Here is a 17475-nt window from a genome sequence, read left to right on the forward strand (position 1 = left end):
TCAGCGACCGGCGGTCACCGACCGCCGGTCGTCGCGTGCCCGACGCTTGCGAACCTTGCGGATCACCCAACTGGCCACCATCACGACGAAGACCGCGACGATCGCGTAGTTGAACCAGTCGCTGTAGCGCTCGACGTCCTGCCAACGGCTCCCGAGCGCGTAACCGGCGCCCACGATGAGACCGTTCCACACCCCGCTGCCGATGGTGGTGAGCAGGATGAACTCACCCAGCGGCATCCGGTTGGCCCCGGCCGGCACGGAAACCAGGCTGCGGACCACCGGCACCACCCGGCCGATCAGCACCGCCCACCGACCGTGCCGCTCGAACCACTTGTCGGCCTTCTCCAGGTCGTCGCTGTCCACCAACGGGATGTGGTCCAGCCAGCGCTTGAGCCGCTCCTCGCCCAGCGCCGCGCCCAGCCAGTAGAGCACCAACGCGCCGACCAGCGAGCCGACCGTCGCGGCCAGCACCACGACGACGACGTTGAACTTGCCCTCGTGGGCCAGGAAACCGGCGAGCGCCAGCACGATCTCGCTGGGGATCGGCGGAACGATGCTCTCCAGCGCCACCAGCAGCGCCACGCCGACCGGGCCCATCACCTCGATCACCGAGGCCACCCAGCCGGTCAACCCGGTGAACTCGGACGGGTCGCCAGCCTGGGCGTACGCCATGGTCGTCCTTCCGGTCGGCTGTCGGGGATCGGAGGGTCATACCCAGCGGGGCCCGAACTACACCTGCACTCAGTGCTCCGGGTGCAGTGCGGTGTCCGCCGGTCCCTGCCGCCAACCGGTGAACACCACTGTCAGACCGGCGCGGGACGGCGCGCAGCAGAACGGGCCGGCGACGGCCTCGGCCGTCGGGTCCAGCGGGGCGAGCCGGACCAGTTGCCACGGCTCGTCGTCGACCCGGGCGCGGATGGTCAGCGCGTCGCCGGCCCGGCTGACCCGGACTGTCACCTCCCGGCCCGCCCACTGCGGCACCGGCCCCACCGACCAGTCGGAGAACTCCCGGGTCACCACCGCGCCGAGCTGCACCTCGCCGTCGCTGATCTCCACACCGGCCTTGGTCCAGGTCCGTTCGTCGACGCGGACGAACGCACCGGCCTGGTCGAACTGCGCCGAGAAGTCGAGCCGGAAGCTCACCTCCATGGCGGCGCCCACCGGCAGCGGCGCCAGCAGGGCCGGGCCGTTGTCGTGCACGAAGCCGTAGCTGGTCCGCCGCCAGAAGTCGCTGTCCGCAGCCGGCTCGACGACCAGCTCGCCGGCCGGGCCCTCCTCGACGCGTACCGGCGGGTGCAGCCAGCTGCCCCGGGACCAGTCCAACAGTTCGCTCGGCGGTACGAGGTCGTTCTCCATGACCGGCACGGTAACCAACGCCGCGCGCCGCCCGGCGCCCGCCGGACGGGTTTGCCGCGGTGATCGAACGGAGATGTTCCTTCGGCATGGGTGACCGTTGGTATTCCGAAGCCGTCGTCTACTGCCTCGACATCGACACGTACGCCGACTCCGACGGCGACGGGGTCGGTGACATCCGTGGGCTGATCGGGAGGCTGGACTACCTGGCCCGACTTGGGGTGACCTGCCTGTGGCTGCACCCGATCCACCCGTCGCCCAACCGCGACGACGGCTACGACGCCACCGACTTCTACAACGTGGACCCGCGCTTCGGCACGCTGGGCGACTTCGCCGAGCTGCTGCACCAGGCGCAGAACCGGGGCATCCGCGTGATCATCGACCTGGTGGTCAACCACACCTCCGACGAGCACCCGTGGTTCCAGTCCGCCCGCTCCTCGCCGGACTCGCCCTACCGGGACTGGTACGTCTGGTCCGACACCGAACCGGACGACCGGCACCAGGGCATGGTCTTCCCCGGCGAGCAGAACGAGACCTGGAGCTACGACCGGACCGCCAAGGCGTGGTTCTACCACCGGTTCTACAAGTTCCAGCCGGACCTCAACTTCGCCAATCCGCAGGTCCGGGACGAGATCAAGAAGATCATGTCGTTCTGGCTCCAGCTCGGCGTCTCCGGCTTCCGGATGGATGCGGTGCCGTTCATCATCGAGCTGACCGAGCCGGGCAACCCGAACTCCCCGAAGGACTTCGAGTTCCTCACGGAGATGCGCCAGCACATCCAGTGGCGTCGCGGCGACGCCGTCCTGCTGGCCGAGGCGAACGTCGAGCCAAACCAGCTACCGACGTTCTTCGGCGACGCCAGCGGTTCCGGCAACCGGATCCACATGCTCTTCGACTTCATGCTCAACGGTCGACTCATGCTCTCCCTGGCCCGGCAGGACCCGGAGCAGCTGATCGACGCGTTGCACGACACCCCGAAGCTGCCGGTCGGCGGGCAGTGGGCCACCTTCCTGCGCAACCACGACGAGATCGACCTGTCCCGGCTGACGACCGAACAGCGCAACCAGGTGTACGCCGAGTTCGGCCCGGACGAGAACATGCGCATCTACGACCGGGGCATCCGTCGCCGGCTCGCCCCGATGCTCGGCAACGACCGACGGCGCATCGAGCTGGCGTACGCCCTGCAGTTCTCGATGCGCGGCACGCCGGTTCTGCGCTACGGCGAGGAGATCGGGATGGGCGAGGACCTGTCGCTGCGCGGTCGGGACGCGATCCGTACGCCGATGCAGTGGTCGTACCAGCCGAATGCCGGCTTCTCCACCGCGGACCCGGAGAAGCTGGTCCGCCCGGTGATCGACAAGGGTGAGTTCGGCTACCAGAACGTCAACGTCACCGCCCAGCGCAGCGACGCCAAGTCGCTGCTCGCCTGGTTCGAGCGCATGATCCGTACGCTGCGGGAGGCGCCGGAGATCGGCTCCGGCTCGACCAGCCATATCGACGTGCCGGTGCCGCCCGGCGTGCTGACGCACCGGGCGGACGGGCCGACCGGGACGATGGTCTTCGTGCACAACCTGGGCACCGACGACGTCGAGGTGGATCTCAGCAGCCTCGAACCGGAGGCAGACCTGCCGATCGACGTGCTCGCCGACCGTGGCTATGGAGAGTTGGGCAAGCTCGGTGCGGTGAAGGTCTCCGGCTACGGATACCGGTGGATTCGCCTATGCCGAGGGTCGGCCTGTTGAGGTTAAGCTCCTCCGATCGACCCCAAGTTACCGGGAGGTAATCATGTCGGAGGAGTCCCGCGTCGCCATCGTCACCGGAGCCGCACGCGGCATCGGCGCGGCCACCGCCCGACGGCTGGCCGCCGACGGAATGGCTGTCGCCGTGGTCGACATAGAGGAGGCGGCCACCAAGGAGACGGTGGACGCCATCGCCGGTGCCGGTGGTCGGGCGCTCGGGGTGGGCGCCGACGTGTCCGACCGGGACCAGGTCGAAGCGGCGGTGAGCCGGGTCGCCGCCGAGCTGGGCGCACCCACAGTGCTGGTCAACAACGCCGGTGTGCTCCGCGACAACCTGCTGTTCAAGATGACCAACGCCGACTGGGACACGGTGATGGGCGTGCACCTGCGGGGCGCGTTCCTGTTCAGCCAGGCCGCCCAGAAGCACATGGTGGACCGGAAGTGGGGGCGGATCGTCAACCTCTCCAGCACCTCCGCGCTGGGCAACCGGGGCCAGGCGAACTACGCCGCCGCCAAGGCCGGTCTACAGGGCTTCACCAAGACGCTCGCCATCGAGCTGGGCCCGTTCGGGGTGACAGTGAACGCGGTCGCGCCCGGCTTCATCGTCACCGACATGACCGCGGCCACCGCGGCCCGCATGAAGGTCGACTTCGACGACTTCCAGAAGCACGCCGCCGCCGAGATCCCGGTCCGTCGCCCGGGCCGGCCGGAGGACGTCGCGCACACCATCTCGTTCCTGGCGAGCGAGGGCGCAGGCTTCGTCTCCGGTCAGGTCATCTACGTCGCGGGCGGCCCACGGGACTGACCCGTACTCCCGACGAGGGCGCTCCGGCAGGTGAGCCGGCGCCCTCGTCGCCGGGTCTGCGCCCGATCGGGCGCAGGTGCGCGGCGGGTCAGCGGGTGCGGCGGGTCAGGCGGGTGCGCGGCGGGTGCGCCAGAGCCAGATCAGGCCGAGCACCGGCAGCACCAGTGGGATGTAGCCGTACCCGCTGCCGAACTGCGACCAGACCGTCTCGTCCGGGAAGAGGTCCTTGTCGACCAGGCTCAGGATGCCGACCGCGACCACACCGACCAGCTCGACCGAGCAGCACGCCAGCGCGACCCGACGGCCGGTGTGCCCGGCACGGGCCAACCCCACCGCCGCCACGATGTAGATGAGCGCGGCCACCCCGGAGAGCAGGTACGCCACCGGCGCCTCGTCGAACTTGGTGGCGAGCTGCAGACCCGCCCGACTCGTCGCCGCGATCGCGAAGAGCAGGTAGACCGCGATCAACAGCCGACCCGGGCCGGAGTTCGTGCGCTGCCGAGCCGATCCTGTCTCAACCACCGAGCACCTCCCAGGTCTGCTGCAACCGGACCACCACCACCGGGGTCACCAGGCAGACCGCGCACACGATCGCCGAGCCCCAGCGGGTCGGTTCCATCCGGGCCAGCACCCAGGCCAGTGGCGGCAGGCACACCAGCGTGACCAGGTAGCCGAAGAAGGCACCGGGCTCGCCGGGCCGATCCCCGCCGCCGACCGCGACGAGCGCCAGCACGCTCAACACCAGCAACGCCAGTTCGAGTACGGCCAGACCGACGAACTGCACCCGGTCCGGCGGCCGGTGGCGTACCGCCGCCACCAGTGCCCACACCGCCACGAGCAGCGACAGCACGATCGGCACGGTCGCGACGATCCCGTCCACCGGAGAGTTGGCGCCCACGCTGGTCACCGGCACCACCCGGTCGTTGCCTCGGTCACCGGCACAGCCTACTAACCGTCGTAGTAAACGGGTGCCCTGCCTCTCCGCGTGTGACACGCGCCCGTCGAGGTGCCCGCAGTCCCGGTGCCCGCGCCTCTCGGGTGGGCGTCAGTCGTCTGCTTGCAGCCAGTAGACGGAGATGGCAACGAGCGGGTCCGGTCCGTCGTTCCGAATCTGGTGCGGCACCCTGCTGTCGAACGCCGCGACGTCGCCGGCCCGCAGGACGCCCGTCTGGTCGGCGAACGTCAAGGTTCCCGTCCCGGACACGATGATCCACACCTCACGAGACCGATGGACGTCGAGGTCGTTGGAGGTGTTCGGGGCCACCGACCAGCGAGCGACCTCGAACGGGGCGGGCGCTGTCGACGGAAACGGCAGCAGCGCGCGGTGCACCGGGCCGCCCTCGGTGAAGTCGTACCAGTGGTCGAACGTCGCGACACCGCTGGTGGTCGCTGGATTCGTGCTCTGCATGCCGTCGAGACTGCCTCGCCGCACCTGGTGCGTCTGGCGGGGATCGGACCTGACGCTACCGAGAGCGGTGCAGGCGGTGCCGGCAGACCACGGGGCGGACCGCTGCACCGACAGCCGGGCGGGTAGGTCGACCACCGGCCCGGAAATGAAGGTGAGCTGCTTCGATTGGTCGAACCCGCCGCCGTCATGGCCGCCGGGGCGACTAGCGTGGATCACGTCCGTGGCGTTGCCGCGGTGCGGGGAAACAGCGGAGGTACACGTGCTGCGGTTCGGCTTGTTCGGCACCGGTCACTGGGCGATCGAGACGCACGGGAAGGCGCTGCACGCACATCCCGACGCGGAGCTCGTCGGAGTGTGGGGTCGCAACCCGGAGCGGGCCTCCGCGCTGGCCGAGCGGTACGGGGTGCCCGCCTACGCCGACGTCGACGCGCTGATCGAGCAGTGCGAGGCGATCGCCGTCGCGCTGCCGCCGGACATCCAGGCCGACATCGCGGTCCGGGCCGCCCGCGCCGGTCGGCATCTGCTGCTGGACAAGCCGCTGGCGCTCAGCGTGGCCGACGCCGACCGGGTCGTGGCCGCCGCCGAGGAGTCCGGGGTCGCCTCGGTCGTCTTCTTCACCCAGCGGTTCCAGCCGAACGTGACCGCGTTCCTCGCCGCCACCGCCGCCGCCGGGGGCTGGCAGCACGGCCGGACCACCGCGTTCGCCTCGATCTTCCAGGACGGCAGCCCGTACGGCGGCTCGTTGTGGCGTCGCGAGCACGGGGCGCTCTGGGACATCGCCCCGCACGCGCTCTCGATCCTCCTGCCGGTGCTGGGCCGCGTGACGCAGGTGGCGGCGATGGACGGCCCGAGCGGGATGGTGCATCTGCTGCTCACCCACGAGGGCGGTGCCACGAGCAGCGCCTCGCTCTCCCTGGATGCCCCGACCGAGTCGATGGCCCGGGAGTTCGTGTTCTACGGCGAGAACGGCATCGAGAACGTCCCGTTCGGCGAGAACGACGCCGCCACCGCGTTCGGCGTCGCCATCGACCAGCTCGTCGAGCAGGTTCAGGCCGGCACCCGGGACCACCGTTGCGACGTCCGCTTCGGCCGCGAGGTCGTCGCCATCCTCGCCGCCGCCGAAACCGCCCGAGCAGAAGCCCGCACAATCCCCCTCCCCTAACCCCACCCCGCCAACCCAGGTTGATCAAGAGGTTTGCGTCACGGCACACCGCTCGGCATGACGTAAACCTCTTGATCACCGGGCCAGGCTCAGGCCGGGCCGGGGCCGGGCGGGGTTGGGCCGGTCAGGAGGAGGTGGAGAGGGCGGCGTTCAGCTCGTCGGGGGAGTTGAACTGCTCGGGTGGTAGGGCCTGGAGCATCTGCAACATCGCCGTGCTGGCCCCGTTCTCCTGACCCCAGCGGATCAGGTCCTCGCGGGAGACCGGGTAGTCGAGCCCGGCGAGGTACTCCTGCAACTGAACCCCGGTGACGGTCATGTCGGCCGGCTACCCGCTCGCGGTGGTCGTACACCGGCTTGGTTGGGGCCCACGACGGCCCGGCGGCCGGCGTGTCGCCCGCGACGCGCGCGCGGTTTGCCGCAACGGCGGCCGGGTAGCCGCTGACATGCTGGTTCAGCGGCTCGGCGCGCCGAGCGATTTCGACCCGTTGCTGGAGCGCGTCCGGAACGCCAGGGTGGTGATGATCGGTGAGTCCACCCACGGCAGTTACGACTACTACCGGTTGCGCGAGCAGCTCACCCGCCGGTTGATCGCGGAGTGCGGTTTCTCCTTCGTCGCCGTGGAGGGTGACTGGCCCGACTGCGACCGGGTGCACCGGTCGGTGACGGCCGCGCCGGGCGGCGCGCTCGAACCGCAGGTCGCACTCAACCAGTTTGAGCGATGGCCGACCTGGATGTGGGCCAATGCCGAGGTGTCCCGGTTCGCCAGTTGGTTGCGGGCCTGGAACGTGGAGCGGCCGGAGGAGCAACGGGCCGGGTTCCACGGCCTCGACGTGTACAGCCTCTGGGAGTCGATGCAGGCGATCTTCGACTACCTGGGGGAGGAGGACCCGAAGTCGCTGGAGGCGGCGCAGGACGCGTACCGGTGTTTCGAGCCGTACGGCAAGAGGGTCGAGGAGTACGGCGCGGCCAGCCGGTTCGTCTCCGCCCGGTGCGAGGAGGAGGTTGTCCGGTTGCTCGCCCGGACTCGCGAACATGCCCTCTCCGACGGCCCGGACCGCTTCTCGGCCTGGCAGAACGCGGAGGTGGTGGCCGGTGCCGAGCGGTACTACCGGGCGATGGTGGCCGGCGGGCCGGACTCGTGGAACATCCGCGACACCCACATGCAGGACACCCTGGACCGGCTGCTGGACCGCTACGGTCCCGACGCCCGGGGCATCGTCTGGGCGCACAACACCCACGTCGGGGATGCGCGGGCCACGGACATGGCCGCCGACGGGATGATCAACATTGGTCAGTTGGCCCGGGAGCGGCACGGCGAGGACGCGGTGGCCCTGGTCGGCTTCGGCAGCTACCGCGGCACGGTGATCGCCGCGCCCCGCTGGGGCTCGCCGCCCGAGGCGATGGTGGTGCCCCCGGCTCGGGAGGGCTCGATCGAGCGGCGGTTGCACGAGTTGATGCCGGAGCGGGCGGTGCTGATCTTCGGCGGTGACGACCAGCCGGGCTGGGTCACCGAGACTGTTGACCACCGGGCGATCGGGGTCGTCTACGACCCGTCGTTCGAGTCCTGGGGCAACTACGTGCCCACCCGGCTCGGCGACCGCTATGACGCCTTCATCTGGTGCGACGACACCACGGCCCTGCACCCGCTACCGGTGCCAGCGGCCCCCGGCGAGATGGAAACCTACCCGGCGGGCGTCTGACGCAGTGGAGGTGTGGTGCCCACTGGGCACCACACCTCCACCTTCGGGTGGGTCAGACCCGCGTGGGGGTCCGGTCCTCCAGGTGTTCGCGCAGGCCCTCGCCCTCGATGTCCACGTTGGGCAGGGCGCGGTTGAGCCAGCGGGGGAGCCACCAGGCACGGTCGCCGAGCAGGGACATCACCGCCGGGACGATGGTCATCCGGACCACGAACGCGTCGATTGCCACGCCGATGGCGAGCGCGAAGCCCATCGACTTGATGATCGGGTCGTCGAGGAACACGAAGCCGCCGAAGACGGACATCATGATCAGCGCGGCGGCGGTGACCACCCGGGCACCGTGGCCCATGCCGCTGATCGTGGCCTCACGCGCGGTCTCGCCGTGCACGAAGTCCTCCCGCATCCGGGAGACCAGGAACACCTCGTAGTCCATGGCCAGGCCGAACAGGATGCCGATCAGCAGGATGGGCAGGAAGCTGACCAGCGGGGCCGGGCTGTCCAGGCCGACCAGGTCGGCGAGGTGGCCCTGCTGGAAGATCGCCACCGTGATGCCGAACGTGGCGGCCACGGTGAGCAGGAAGCCCAGCGCCGCCTTGAGCGGCACCAGCAGCGAGCGGAACACCAGCATCAGCAGCAGTACCGAGAGCCCGACGACCAGCAGCAGGTAGATCGGCAGCGCGTCGGAGAGCTTCTCCGAGACGTCGATTCCGATCGCCGTGGCGCCGGTGAGCAGCACCTCGGCGCCCTTGACCCCGCCGACCGCGTCGCGGACGTCGTGCACCAGGGTCTCGGTGGCCTCGTCGGTCGGGCCGGTCTTCGGCACCACGCCGAGCAGGGCGGTCCGACCGTCCGGACTCAGCTGCGGTGGCGCCACCGCGAGGACGTTCTCGGTGCGCTGGATCATCGCGGTCACCTGCGGCACTGCGGCTGCGGTCGCCTGCGCGTCGTCGCCCGCCACGACCACCGCGAGCCGGCCGGTGAAGCCGGGACCGAAGCCCTCGGTGGTGAGGTCGCTCGCCACCCGGGCCGGGGAGCCCACGGTCGCCGTGCTGGCGTCCGGCAGGGCCAGCCGCATGTCCGGCGTGGGCAGCGCGAGCAGCCCCAGGCCGAGCAGCGAGACCAGGATGACCGGCACCCGGAAGCGGGTGACGAACCGCGCCCAGCGGAAGCCGAACCCGGAGCGGTCCTCGACCGGCAGCGTCTCTTCGCCCACCGGCTCACCCGGCGCGGCGGAGGCGACAGTGGAGCGCAGCCGGCGCGGGAGCACCCGGTTGCCGGCGAAGCCGAGCAGTGCGGGCTGGAGGGTGATCGCCACGAGCACGGCGATGGTGACCGTACCGGCGGCGGCGAGACCCATCACGGTGAGGAACGGAATGTTCACCACGGCCAGGCCGGCGAGGGCGATGACCACTGTGGCGCCCGCGAAGACGACAGCGGAGCCGGCGGTGCCCACGGCCCGGCCGACCGCCTCCTCCGGAGACAGGCCTTCGAGCAGGTTCTGTCGGTGCCGGGAGGTGATGAACAACGAGTAGTCGATGCCGACGGCGAGGCCGAGCATCAGCGCCAGGATCGGCGCGGTGCTGGTCAACTCGATGACACCGCTCAGCGCGAACAGACCGGCCATGCCGACGCCCACGCCGATCAGCGCGTTGAGCATCGTCATGCCGGCGGCGACCAGGGAACCGAACGTGATGATCAGGACGATCGCGGCGACCAGCACGCCGAGCGCCTCGGTGGAGCCGATCTCCGGCTCACCACCCAGCACCTCGCCGCCCGGGGCGACCTGCCAACCCTTCGCCTCGGCGGAGGCGCCGACCTCCTCGTACGCGGTGCGCTGCTCGTCGGTCACCTCGTCGCCGCCGGTGGCGAACTGAACCTGGACCAGCGCGTACCGGCCGTTGGGTGAGACCGCGCCGACCTGGAGCGGGTTGACCGCGCCGACCACGCCGGGCAGTGTCGAGGCCTCCTGGACGAGCTCCTGCACCACTGCCTGACCCTGCGGGGTCGCCAGTTGGCCGTCGGCGGGCGCCTTTACCGCGATGGTGCCGGTGGCGCCGCTGGCCGCGGGGAACTGGTCGGCCAGCAGGTCGAGGGCGCGCTGGCTCTCGGTGCCGGGCATGGTGAAGTTGCTCGCCGTCGGGCCGCGCAGGGTCGCCGCGGCCAGGCCGGCGACGACGAGTACGACGAGCCAGAGCGCGACGACGAGCCGTCGCCGGCGCAACGCGCCCCGGCCGAGCCGGTAGAGCAGGGTGGCCATCAGGAGTCCTTGTCCTCGGTCGTGGGTTGTTGGGGCGGGAGTGCGTCGACGGGTTCGACGGCCCGTCGGACGAGGGTGAGCAGGGCGAGGCGCAGTTCGTCGTCGGTGATGTCGGCGAACTCGCCGCACGCCTCGGAGATGCCGGCGAGCAGCACCAGCGCGGCGATCCGGGCGCCCGGCCGGTCGGAGTGCCCGGCCAACGCGTCGCGCAGCCGGTCGGAGATCTCCTGGATGTGCGCGAAGGCCGGCTGGCACAGCAGCTCCGGGAACTCGCCGCGCAGTACCGCGATCTCCTGCCGGAACCGGACTGCGAGGTCGACGAAGCCCTGTGCGGCGACCTCCTGGGCGGCTGCTCCGGTCAGGCCGGTGAGCTGCTCGTCGAGGCTGCGGAGCACCTCGATCGCGGGGGCCATCAGCTCAGCGAGCAGGGCTTCCTTGTTGGCGAAGTGGTAGAGCACTGTCGCCTTGGAACAGCCGACCTCCCGAGCGATGTCCTGCAGGGAGGTGCCCCGGTAGCCGGTCACCGTGAACTGCCGCGCCGCCGCGGCGAGGATCTCACCGTGCGTGTCTGGTACCGCTCTGACCATGCGCTGGTCCACCTCCCGCAGACCAGCATGCCTGACCGATCGGTCAGACCCTGACCGATCGGTCAGATGGAAGCGGTGGCGTTCACCACACCACTGGTCGGTTTATCCCGCGTGCTGGGCGTCGTACCTGGTCCGCGCCTCGGCGATGGCCCGGCGGTGCCGCTCGGCCCAGCTGGTCAGCGCGACCAGCGACTCGTATAGCTCCAGCGCCATCGGGGTGGCGGTGTACTCGACCTTGGGCGGAACGGTCGGGTAGACCGTGCGGTGCAGCAGGCCGTCCCGTTCCAGGTTGCGCAGCGTCAGCGTGAGCATCCGGCGGCTGATGCCCTCGATGTGCCGCTCCAGCTCGGTGAAGCGCACCGGGCCGTGCGAGGCGGCGACCAGGATGCCAATGCTCCACTTGCCGCCGACCCGGTCGAGCACCTCGCGGACGGTGCACGCCCGGGCCTGACCCGGGGTGAACGGCACGTTCTCGGCCGCGCAGGTCAGCTCGGCCTCGACCAGCGCGGACACATCGCTGTTCCTCTGGGACATCAAAGTGCCTCCTTCCGCTCCGGTTCATGGTCACAGACGATGACCTCGGTAACAAACCGTGCACCAAGGAGGGTTCCGTGGAGCGTGTCGTCCCATCCCGTTGGCCGGCGTTGCTGGTGCTCTGCGCCGGCAGCCTGATGATCATCCTGGATGGCACCGTCGTCGCGGTGGCGCTGCCCGCCATCCAACGCGACCTGGGCTTCAGCGCCGCCGGCCTGGCCTGGGTGGTGAACGCCTACCTGGTCGCGTTCGGCGGGCTGCTGCTGCTCGCCGGCCGGCTCGGTGACCTGCTGGGCCGGCGCAGGGTCTTCCTGGCCGGCGTCGCGCTGTTCACGGTGGCCTCGCTGGCCTGCGCGGTCGCCACCGGGCCGGCCCTGCTGGTGGGCGCGCGGTTCGGGCAGGGCGTCGGCGGCGCGTTGGCCATGGCGGTCAGCCTCGGCATGATCGTCCGGCTCTACCCCGAAGCGGCCGAGCGGGCCCGCGCCATCGCCGTCTTCAGCTTCACCGGCGCGGCCGGTGCGTCGGTCGGCACGGTCGCCGGAGGGGTGCTCACCCAGGCCGCCGGGTGGCGGACGATCTTCCTGGTCAACGTGCCGATCGGGGCGGCCATCCTCATCGCTGCCGTCCGCCGGCTCCCGGCCGAACGAGGGGTCGGCCTGCGCGCCGGCCTGGACCTGCCCGGCGCGCTTCTCGCCACCGCCGGTCTGATGGCCGCCGTGTTGGGCATCGTCGGAACGGGAGAGCACGGCTGGACCAGCCCTCGGACGCTCGGCGCGGTGGCCCTCGCGGCGCTGCTGCTCGGCGGGTTCGCGCTGCGCCAACGCGTGGCGGCGGCCCCGCTGGTGCCGTCCCGGGTGCTGCGCGTCCCGGGCCTGGTGGCGGCGAACGCCGTCCAGTTCCTCATGGTCTGCGCGTACTTCGGGTTCCAGTTCCTGCTCGCCGTGGAGCTGCAACTGGTGCTGGGGCTGGACGCCGCCGCGACCGGCTGGGCCTTCCTGCCCACCCCGGTCGTGATCGCCGTGGTCTCGCTCGGCCTGGCCGGTCGGCTGATCGCCCGCTTCGGTGCCCGGATGGTTCTGCTGGTCGGGCTCGGCCTGGCGACCGTCGGTTTCCTCCTGCTCGCCCGGCTGCCCGCCGACGGCGCCTACGTCGCGGACGTACTCCCCGCGATGTTGATCTTCGGGGTGGCCGGCGGCCTGACCCTGCCGGCGGTCACCACAGTCGCCATGGCCGGCGCGACCGACACCGACGCCGGGCTCGCCTCCGGCCTGGCCAACACCACCCAACAGGTCGGCGGAGCGGTCGGCCTGGCCGCGCTGGCCACCCTGGCCGCCGCCCGCAGCGACGGGCTGCGGGCCGCCGGCTGGGCCGAGACCGCCGCGCTCGCCGGCGGATACCGGACCGCGTTCGCCGTGGCCGCCGGTCTGGTGGTCGCCGCGTGGCTGGTGGCGCTGACCACAGTGCCCCGACATTCGGCCCGGCCGTCGTCGGTCACCGATCCATCGGGCCCGGCCGGGGTGGGTGCCGGAACAGATCCGTACGGAAGCGCCGCGTCCAGTTGACCGACGGCAGCGGGGCCGGGAGGGTGGTCGGGTGAGCGAGGCTGACGAGACCCGGGACGGCGTGGCCCTGACCAACCTGGACCAGCCGTTGTCCGACCGCGATGACGCGACAAAGCGTGACCTGGTGGACTACCTCGACGCGGTCCGGGACCGGCTCCTCCCGCAGCTCCGGGGCCGACCGCTCTCGGTGATCAGGGTCCGCCCCGGCCAGCCGCCGTTCATGCAGAAGAACCTGCCCCGCTACACCCCGGACTGGGTCGGCCGGGCGCCGGTCTGGGCGGAGGCGTCGCATCGGGAAATCTCGTACGCCCTCTGCGACGACCGCCGCACCCTGCTCTGGTTCGCCAACCAGCGGGCGGTGGAGTACCACCCGACGCTGGCCACCGTGGCGGATCTGCACCGCCCGACCCACCTGGTCCTCGACCTGGACCCGCCGGACGGCGACGGGTTCCGCGCGGCGGTCGCCGCCGCCCTGCTGGTCCGTCAGGCGCTCGCCGATGCCGGCCTGGCCGGTGCCGTCAAGACCAGCGGCGCCAAGGGTGTGCACGTCTTCGTGCCGGTGACGGACGAACCGACGGCCGAGGAGTTGGCCGCCGCCACCCGGGCGCTCGCCGTCCGCGCCGAGCGGCTCGACCCCGTGCTGGCCACCACGGCGTACATCAAGGAGGACCGGGGTGGCCGGGTCTTCGTGGACGCCACCCGGGCGGGCGGGGCGACAGTGGCCGCCGCGTACAGCCCTCGCCTGCGCCCGGGGATGCCGGTCTCGTTCCCCGTCGACTGGGCCGACCTGACCGAGGTGACCCCCGCCGACTTCACCATTCGGACCGCGCCCGCACTGCTCGCCGACGGCGACCCGTGGGCCGCGCTGATGCCGGCCCCGCAGTCGCTCCCCGCCGACCTGGTCGCCGAGGGCCGGACCATCCCGGCGGCCAGGGTGCAGGCCATGCATGAGGGGAAGCGCCGGGCCCGCGCCCGCCGCGAGGCCGGCTGACCGGCGCGTCGGCCCCCGGCTCGGCCCGTGCTCGGCCCCGGATCGACCCCGCTCGCGCCCGGCGGGCGGCCGATTGTCGGTGGGTTGTGGCACGATTTCGCAGGTGAGCAGCAAAGCCGACGCGACCCAGCGACTGGCCGACCTGGCGCGGCTGCGCCGGGTCCGCGACCGGATCGACCGGGAGTACGCGAAGCCGTTGGACGTCGAGGCGCTCGCCCGTGGCGCCCACATGTCGGCCGGGCACCTCAGCCGCGAGTTCCGCCTCGCCTATGGCGAATCTCCGTACAGCTACCTGATGACCCGACGGATCGAGCGGGCGATGGCCCTGTTGCGCCGTGGCGACCTGAGCGTCACCGACGTCTGTTTCGCGGTCGGTTGTTCGTCGTTGGGCACCTTCAGCACCCGCTTCACCGAGCTGGTCGGCGTGCCGCCCAGCGTCTACCGGCGGCAGGCGGCGCAGGCGACGGCGGGGATACCGTCGTGCGTGGCGAAGCAGGTGACCAGACCGGTCAGGAATCGAGAAGCGCGGGCCACCGAGCCGCAACTAGCGTGACCAGCATGGACATCACCATTCACTCGAGTTTCCTCCCGCACACCGATCCGGAGGCCTCGCTGGTCTTCTACCGCGACATCCTCGGCTTCGAGGTCCGCCTCGACGTCGGGTACGAGGGGATGCGGTGGATCACGGTGGGGCCACCCGGCCAACCCAGCACGGCCATCGTCCTGCACCCGCCGGCCGCCAACCCCGGCATCACCGACGACGAGCGGCAGACCATCCTTGAGCTGATGGCCAAGGGCAGCTACTTCGGCGTCAACCTCGCCACCACCGACCTCGACGCCACCTTCGCCAAGCTGGAGGCCAGCGACGCCGAGGTCGTCCAGGAGCCGACCGAGCAGCCGTACGGCGTGCGCGACTGTGCCTTCCGGGACCCGGCGGGCAACATGGTCCGCATCCAGGAAGTGCGCTGAGTCCTGCGCGCCCGACAGATGGAGTCACGATGAGCACGGCCAGCCAGCCGTCCGCGCCGCACGTCGCCGACAGCCACGACCTGATCCGGGTGCAGGGCGCGCGGGTGAACAACCTCAAGGACGTCAGCGTCGAGATCCCGAAGCGGCGACTGACGGTGTTCACCGGTGTCTCCGGCTCCGGCAAGAGTTCGCTGGTGTTCGGCACCATCGCGGCCGAGTCGCAGCGGATGATCAACGAGACCTACAGCGCCTTCGTGCAGGGCTTCATGCCGACGTTGGCGCGGCCGGAGGTCGACCTGCTGGATGGCCTGACCACGGCGATCATCGTGGACCAGGAGCGGATGGGTGCCAACTCCCGTTCCACCGTCGGCACCGCCACCGACGCCAACGCGATGTTGCGCATCCTGTTCAGCCGGCTCGGGCGGCCGCACATCGGCTCGCCCAACGCGTACTCCTTCAATGTTCCCTCGGTGAAGGCGACCGGGGCGATCACCGTCGATCGCGGCGCAGGCAAGACGAAGACCGAGAAGGCGACCTTCAACCGTCTCGGCGGCATGTGCCCGCGGTGCGAGGGCATGGGTGCGGTGACCGACATCGACCTGTCGGCGCTCTACGACGACAACCTCTCGCTCAACGAGGGCGCGATCACCATCCCGGGTTACAGCATGGAGGGCTGGTACGGCCGGATCTTCCGGGGCTGCGGCTACTTCGACCCGGACAAGCCGATCGCCAAGTTCAACAAGCGGGAACTGCAAGACCTGCTCCACCGGGAGCCCACCAAGATCAAGATCGACGGGATCAACCTGACGTACGCGGGCCTGATCCCGTCGATCCAGAAGTCCTTCCTCGCCAAGGACATCGACGCGTTGCAGCCGCACATCCGCGCCTTCGTGGAGCGCGCGGTGACCTTCACTACCTGCCCCGAGTGTGCCGGCACCCGGCTCAGCAAGGAGGCCCGGTCGTCGAAGATCAAGGGCAAGAACATCGCCGACGCGTGCGCGATGCAGATCAGCGACCTGGCCGCCTGGGTGCGCGGGATCGAAGAGCCGTCGGTGACGCCGTTGCTGGCCGGCCTGCAACACCTCCTCGACTCGTTCGAGGAGATCGGGCTGGGCTACCTGTCGCTCGATCGACCGTCGGGCACCCTCTCCGGCGGTGAGGCGCAGCGCACCAAGATGATCCGCCACCTCGGCTCCTCGCTCACCGACGTCACCTACGTCTTCGACGAGCCGACGATCGGGCTGCACCCGCACGACATCCAACGGATGAACGAGCTGTTGCTCCAGCTGCGCGACAAGGGCAACACCGTGTTGGTCGTGGAGCACAAGCCGGAGGCCATCGCCATCGCCGACCACGTCGTCGACCTCGGGCCCGGCGCGGGCACGGAGGGCGGGACCGTCTGCTACGAGGGCACCGTGGAAGGTCTGCGGGCCAGCGGCACCATCACCGGCCGCCACCTCGACGACCGGGCGGCTCTCAAGGAGACGGTGCGGACGCCCACCGGCAAGCTGGAGATCCGGGGCGCCACGGCCAACAACCTCCAGGACGTGAACGTCGACGTACCCCTCGGGGTGCTCGTCGTCGTGACCGGCGTCGCCGGATCCGGCAAGAGTTCGCTCGTGCACTCCTCGATTCCAGCCGGCGCGGGCGTCGTTTCGATCGACCAGGGTGCGATCCGCGGTTCACGGCGCAGCAACCCGGCCACGTACACCGGGTTGCTCGACCCGATCCGCAAGGCGTTCGCGAAGGCCAACGGGGTGAAGCCGGCGCTGTTCAGCGCCAACTCCGAGGGTGCCTGCCCGAGCTGCAACGGCGCTGGCGTCATCTACACCGACCTGGGGATGATGGCGGGCGTCGCCGCACCCTGCGAGGACTGCGAGGGCAAGCGGTTCCAGGCATCGGTGCTGGAATACCGCTTCGGCGGTCGCGACATCAGCGAGGTGCTCGCGATGTCGGTGACGGAGGCCGAGAAGTTCTTCGGCGCCGGCGAGGCGCGTACGCCGGCAGCGCACGCCATCCTCGACCGGCTCGCCGACGTCGGGCTCGGCTACCTGAGCCTGGGGCAGCCGCTCACGACTCTCTCCGGCGGTGAGCGGCAACGGCTCAAGCTGGCCACCCACATGGCCGAGAAGGGCGGCGTCTACGTCCTCGACGAGCCGACCACCGGCCTGCACCTGGCCGACGTGGAGCAACTGCTCGGCCTGCTCGACCGTCTGGTCGACTCCGGCAAGTCGGTGATCGTCATCGAGCACCACCAGGCGGTCATGTCGCACGCCGACTGGATCATCGATATCGGTCCCGGCGCTGGCCACGACGGTGGCCGAATCGTCTTCGAGGGCACACCCGCGGACCTCGTCGCCGCTCGCTCCACCCTCACCGGCGAGCACCTGGCGACGTACGTCGGCACCTGA

General features: G+C 70.7%; 18 protein-coding genes. 9 read left to right on the top strand and 9 right to left on the bottom strand.

Features of this window, described 5'->3' with window-relative positions; genetic code table 11:
- Together FB453_RS10065 and FB453_RS10070 are read right to left on the bottom strand one after the other, a co-directional pair.
- Positions 1–672: a DedA family protein gene (locus FB453_RS10065; protein ID WP_112583626.1), complete on the bottom strand. Its 672-nt coding sequence runs from the start codon at positions 670–672 to the stop codon at positions 1–3.
- Positions 673–741: 69 nt separating this feature from the next.
- Entirely contained in the window at positions 742–1356 is a 615-nt protein-coding gene (locus FB453_RS10070; protein ID WP_145789373.1) for a DUF1349 domain-containing protein, read from the bottom strand.
- Positions 1357–1442: 86 nt separating this feature from the next.
- Between FB453_RS10070 and FB453_RS10075 the strand changes: the two genes are divergently transcribed.
- Together FB453_RS10075 and fabG are read left to right on the top strand one after the other, a co-directional pair.
- Positions 1443–3095 carry an alpha-amylase family protein gene (locus FB453_RS10075; RefSeq protein ID WP_145789375.1) on the top strand — a complete coding sequence of 551 codons (1653 nt, stop codon included), beginning with the start codon at positions 1443–1445 and terminating at the stop codon, positions 3093–3095.
- 43 nt (positions 3096–3138) lie between these two features.
- On the top strand, positions 3139–3897 hold the full coding sequence (gene fabG, locus FB453_RS10080; RefSeq protein ID WP_091405975.1) for a 3-oxoacyl-ACP reductase FabG: 759 nt from the start codon (positions 3139–3141) through the stop codon (positions 3895–3897).
- A gap of 105 nt (positions 3898–4002) precedes the next feature.
- Here fabG and FB453_RS10085 read toward each other — a convergent pair whose 3' ends face one another.
- From FB453_RS10085 to FB453_RS10095, 3 genes are all read right to left on the bottom strand, one after another.
- Entirely contained in the window at positions 4003–4419 is a 417-nt protein-coding gene (locus FB453_RS10085; RefSeq protein WP_091405972.1) for a hypothetical protein, read from the bottom strand.
- Entirely contained in the window at positions 4412–4804 is a 393-nt protein-coding gene (locus tag FB453_RS10090; RefSeq protein WP_186718183.1) for a hypothetical protein, read from the bottom strand. Before FB453_RS10090 ends, FB453_RS10085 begins: the two co-directional genes overlap by 8 nt.
- A gap of 138 nt (positions 4805–4942) precedes the next feature.
- Positions 4943–5305 carry a cupin domain-containing protein gene (locus FB453_RS10095; protein ID WP_112583621.1) on the bottom strand — a complete coding sequence of 121 codons (363 nt, stop codon included), beginning with the start codon at positions 5303–5305 and terminating at the stop codon, positions 4943–4945.
- A 259-nt stretch (positions 5306–5564) separates the two neighbouring features.
- Here FB453_RS10095 and FB453_RS10100 point away from each other — a divergent pair, with 259 nt between their 5' ends.
- The gene (locus FB453_RS10100; protein ID WP_186718185.1) at positions 5565–6467 is read left to right on the top strand and encodes a Gfo/Idh/MocA family protein; all 903 of its coding nucleotides are present in this window, start codon (positions 5565–5567) and stop codon (positions 6465–6467) included.
- A 124-nt stretch (positions 6468–6591) separates the two neighbouring features.
- On the opposite strand, the gene FB453_RS10105 is transcribed toward FB453_RS10100, so the two are convergent.
- The gene (locus FB453_RS10105; protein WP_112583620.1) at positions 6592–6783 is read right to left on the bottom strand and encodes a DUF2795 domain-containing protein; all 192 of its coding nucleotides are present in this window, start codon (positions 6781–6783) and stop codon (positions 6592–6594) included.
- Positions 6784–6910: 127 nt separating this feature from the next.
- On the opposite strand from FB453_RS10105, the gene FB453_RS10110 reads away from it, so the two are divergent.
- Positions 6911–8167, top strand: coding sequence for an erythromycin esterase family protein (locus FB453_RS10110; protein ID WP_145789379.1), 1257 nt, complete (start codon positions 6911–6913; stop codon positions 8165–8167).
- Positions 8168–8219: 52 nt separating this feature from the next.
- Here the strand turns inward: FB453_RS10110 and FB453_RS10115 are convergent, their stop codons facing one another.
- The 3 genes from FB453_RS10115 to FB453_RS10125 all read right to left on the bottom strand — a co-directional run bounded on the left by FB453_RS10115 (position 8220) and on the right by FB453_RS10125 (position 11545).
- The gene (locus FB453_RS10115) at positions 8220–10421 is read right to left on the bottom strand and encodes an MMPL family transporter (protein WP_145789382.1); all 2202 of its coding nucleotides are present in this window, start codon (positions 10419–10421) and stop codon (positions 8220–8222) included.
- Positions 10421–11008 (bottom strand): TetR/AcrR family transcriptional regulator, encoded by a 588-nt coding sequence (locus FB453_RS10120; protein WP_112698034.1) that lies wholly within the window; start codon positions 11006–11008, stop codon positions 10421–10423. The genes FB453_RS10115 and FB453_RS10120 overlap by 1 nt, the downstream gene beginning before the upstream one ends.
- 102 nt (positions 11009–11110) lie before the next feature.
- On the bottom strand, positions 11111–11545 hold the full coding sequence (locus tag FB453_RS10125; RefSeq protein ID WP_225855116.1) for a winged helix-turn-helix transcriptional regulator: 435 nt from the start codon (positions 11543–11545) through the stop codon (positions 11111–11113).
- Between the two features lie 74 nt (positions 11546–11619).
- Between FB453_RS10125 and FB453_RS10130 the strand changes: the two genes are divergently transcribed.
- The 5 genes from FB453_RS10130 (at position 11620) to FB453_RS10150 (ending at position 17475) form a co-directional block, all read left to right on the top strand.
- Entirely contained in the window at positions 11620–13104 is a 1485-nt protein-coding gene (locus FB453_RS10130; RefSeq protein ID WP_486480224.1) for an MDR family MFS transporter, read from the top strand.
- A gap of 31 nt (positions 13105–13135) precedes the next feature.
- Positions 13136–14095 carry a non-homologous end-joining DNA ligase LigD gene (locus FB453_RS10135; RefSeq protein WP_145789386.1) on the top strand — a complete coding sequence of 320 codons (960 nt, stop codon included), beginning with the start codon at positions 13136–13138 and terminating at the stop codon, positions 14093–14095.
- Positions 14096–14198: 103 nt separating this feature from the next.
- The gene (locus FB453_RS10140; protein WP_112583614.1) at positions 14199–14648 is read left to right on the top strand and encodes a helix-turn-helix transcriptional regulator; all 450 of its coding nucleotides are present in this window, start codon (positions 14199–14201) and stop codon (positions 14646–14648) included.
- Positions 14649–14653: 5 nt separating this feature from the next.
- Positions 14654–15064, top strand: coding sequence for a VOC family protein (locus FB453_RS10145; RefSeq protein ID WP_186718186.1), 411 nt, complete (start codon positions 14654–14656; stop codon positions 15062–15064).
- 29 nt (positions 15065–15093) lie between these two features.
- The gene (locus FB453_RS10150) at positions 15094–17475 is read left to right on the top strand and encodes an excinuclease ABC subunit UvrA (RefSeq protein ID WP_145789391.1); all 2382 of its coding nucleotides are present in this window, start codon (positions 15094–15096) and stop codon (positions 17473–17475) included.

The sequence above is a fragment of the Micromonospora sp. CNZ322 genome (assembly GCF_007827755.1).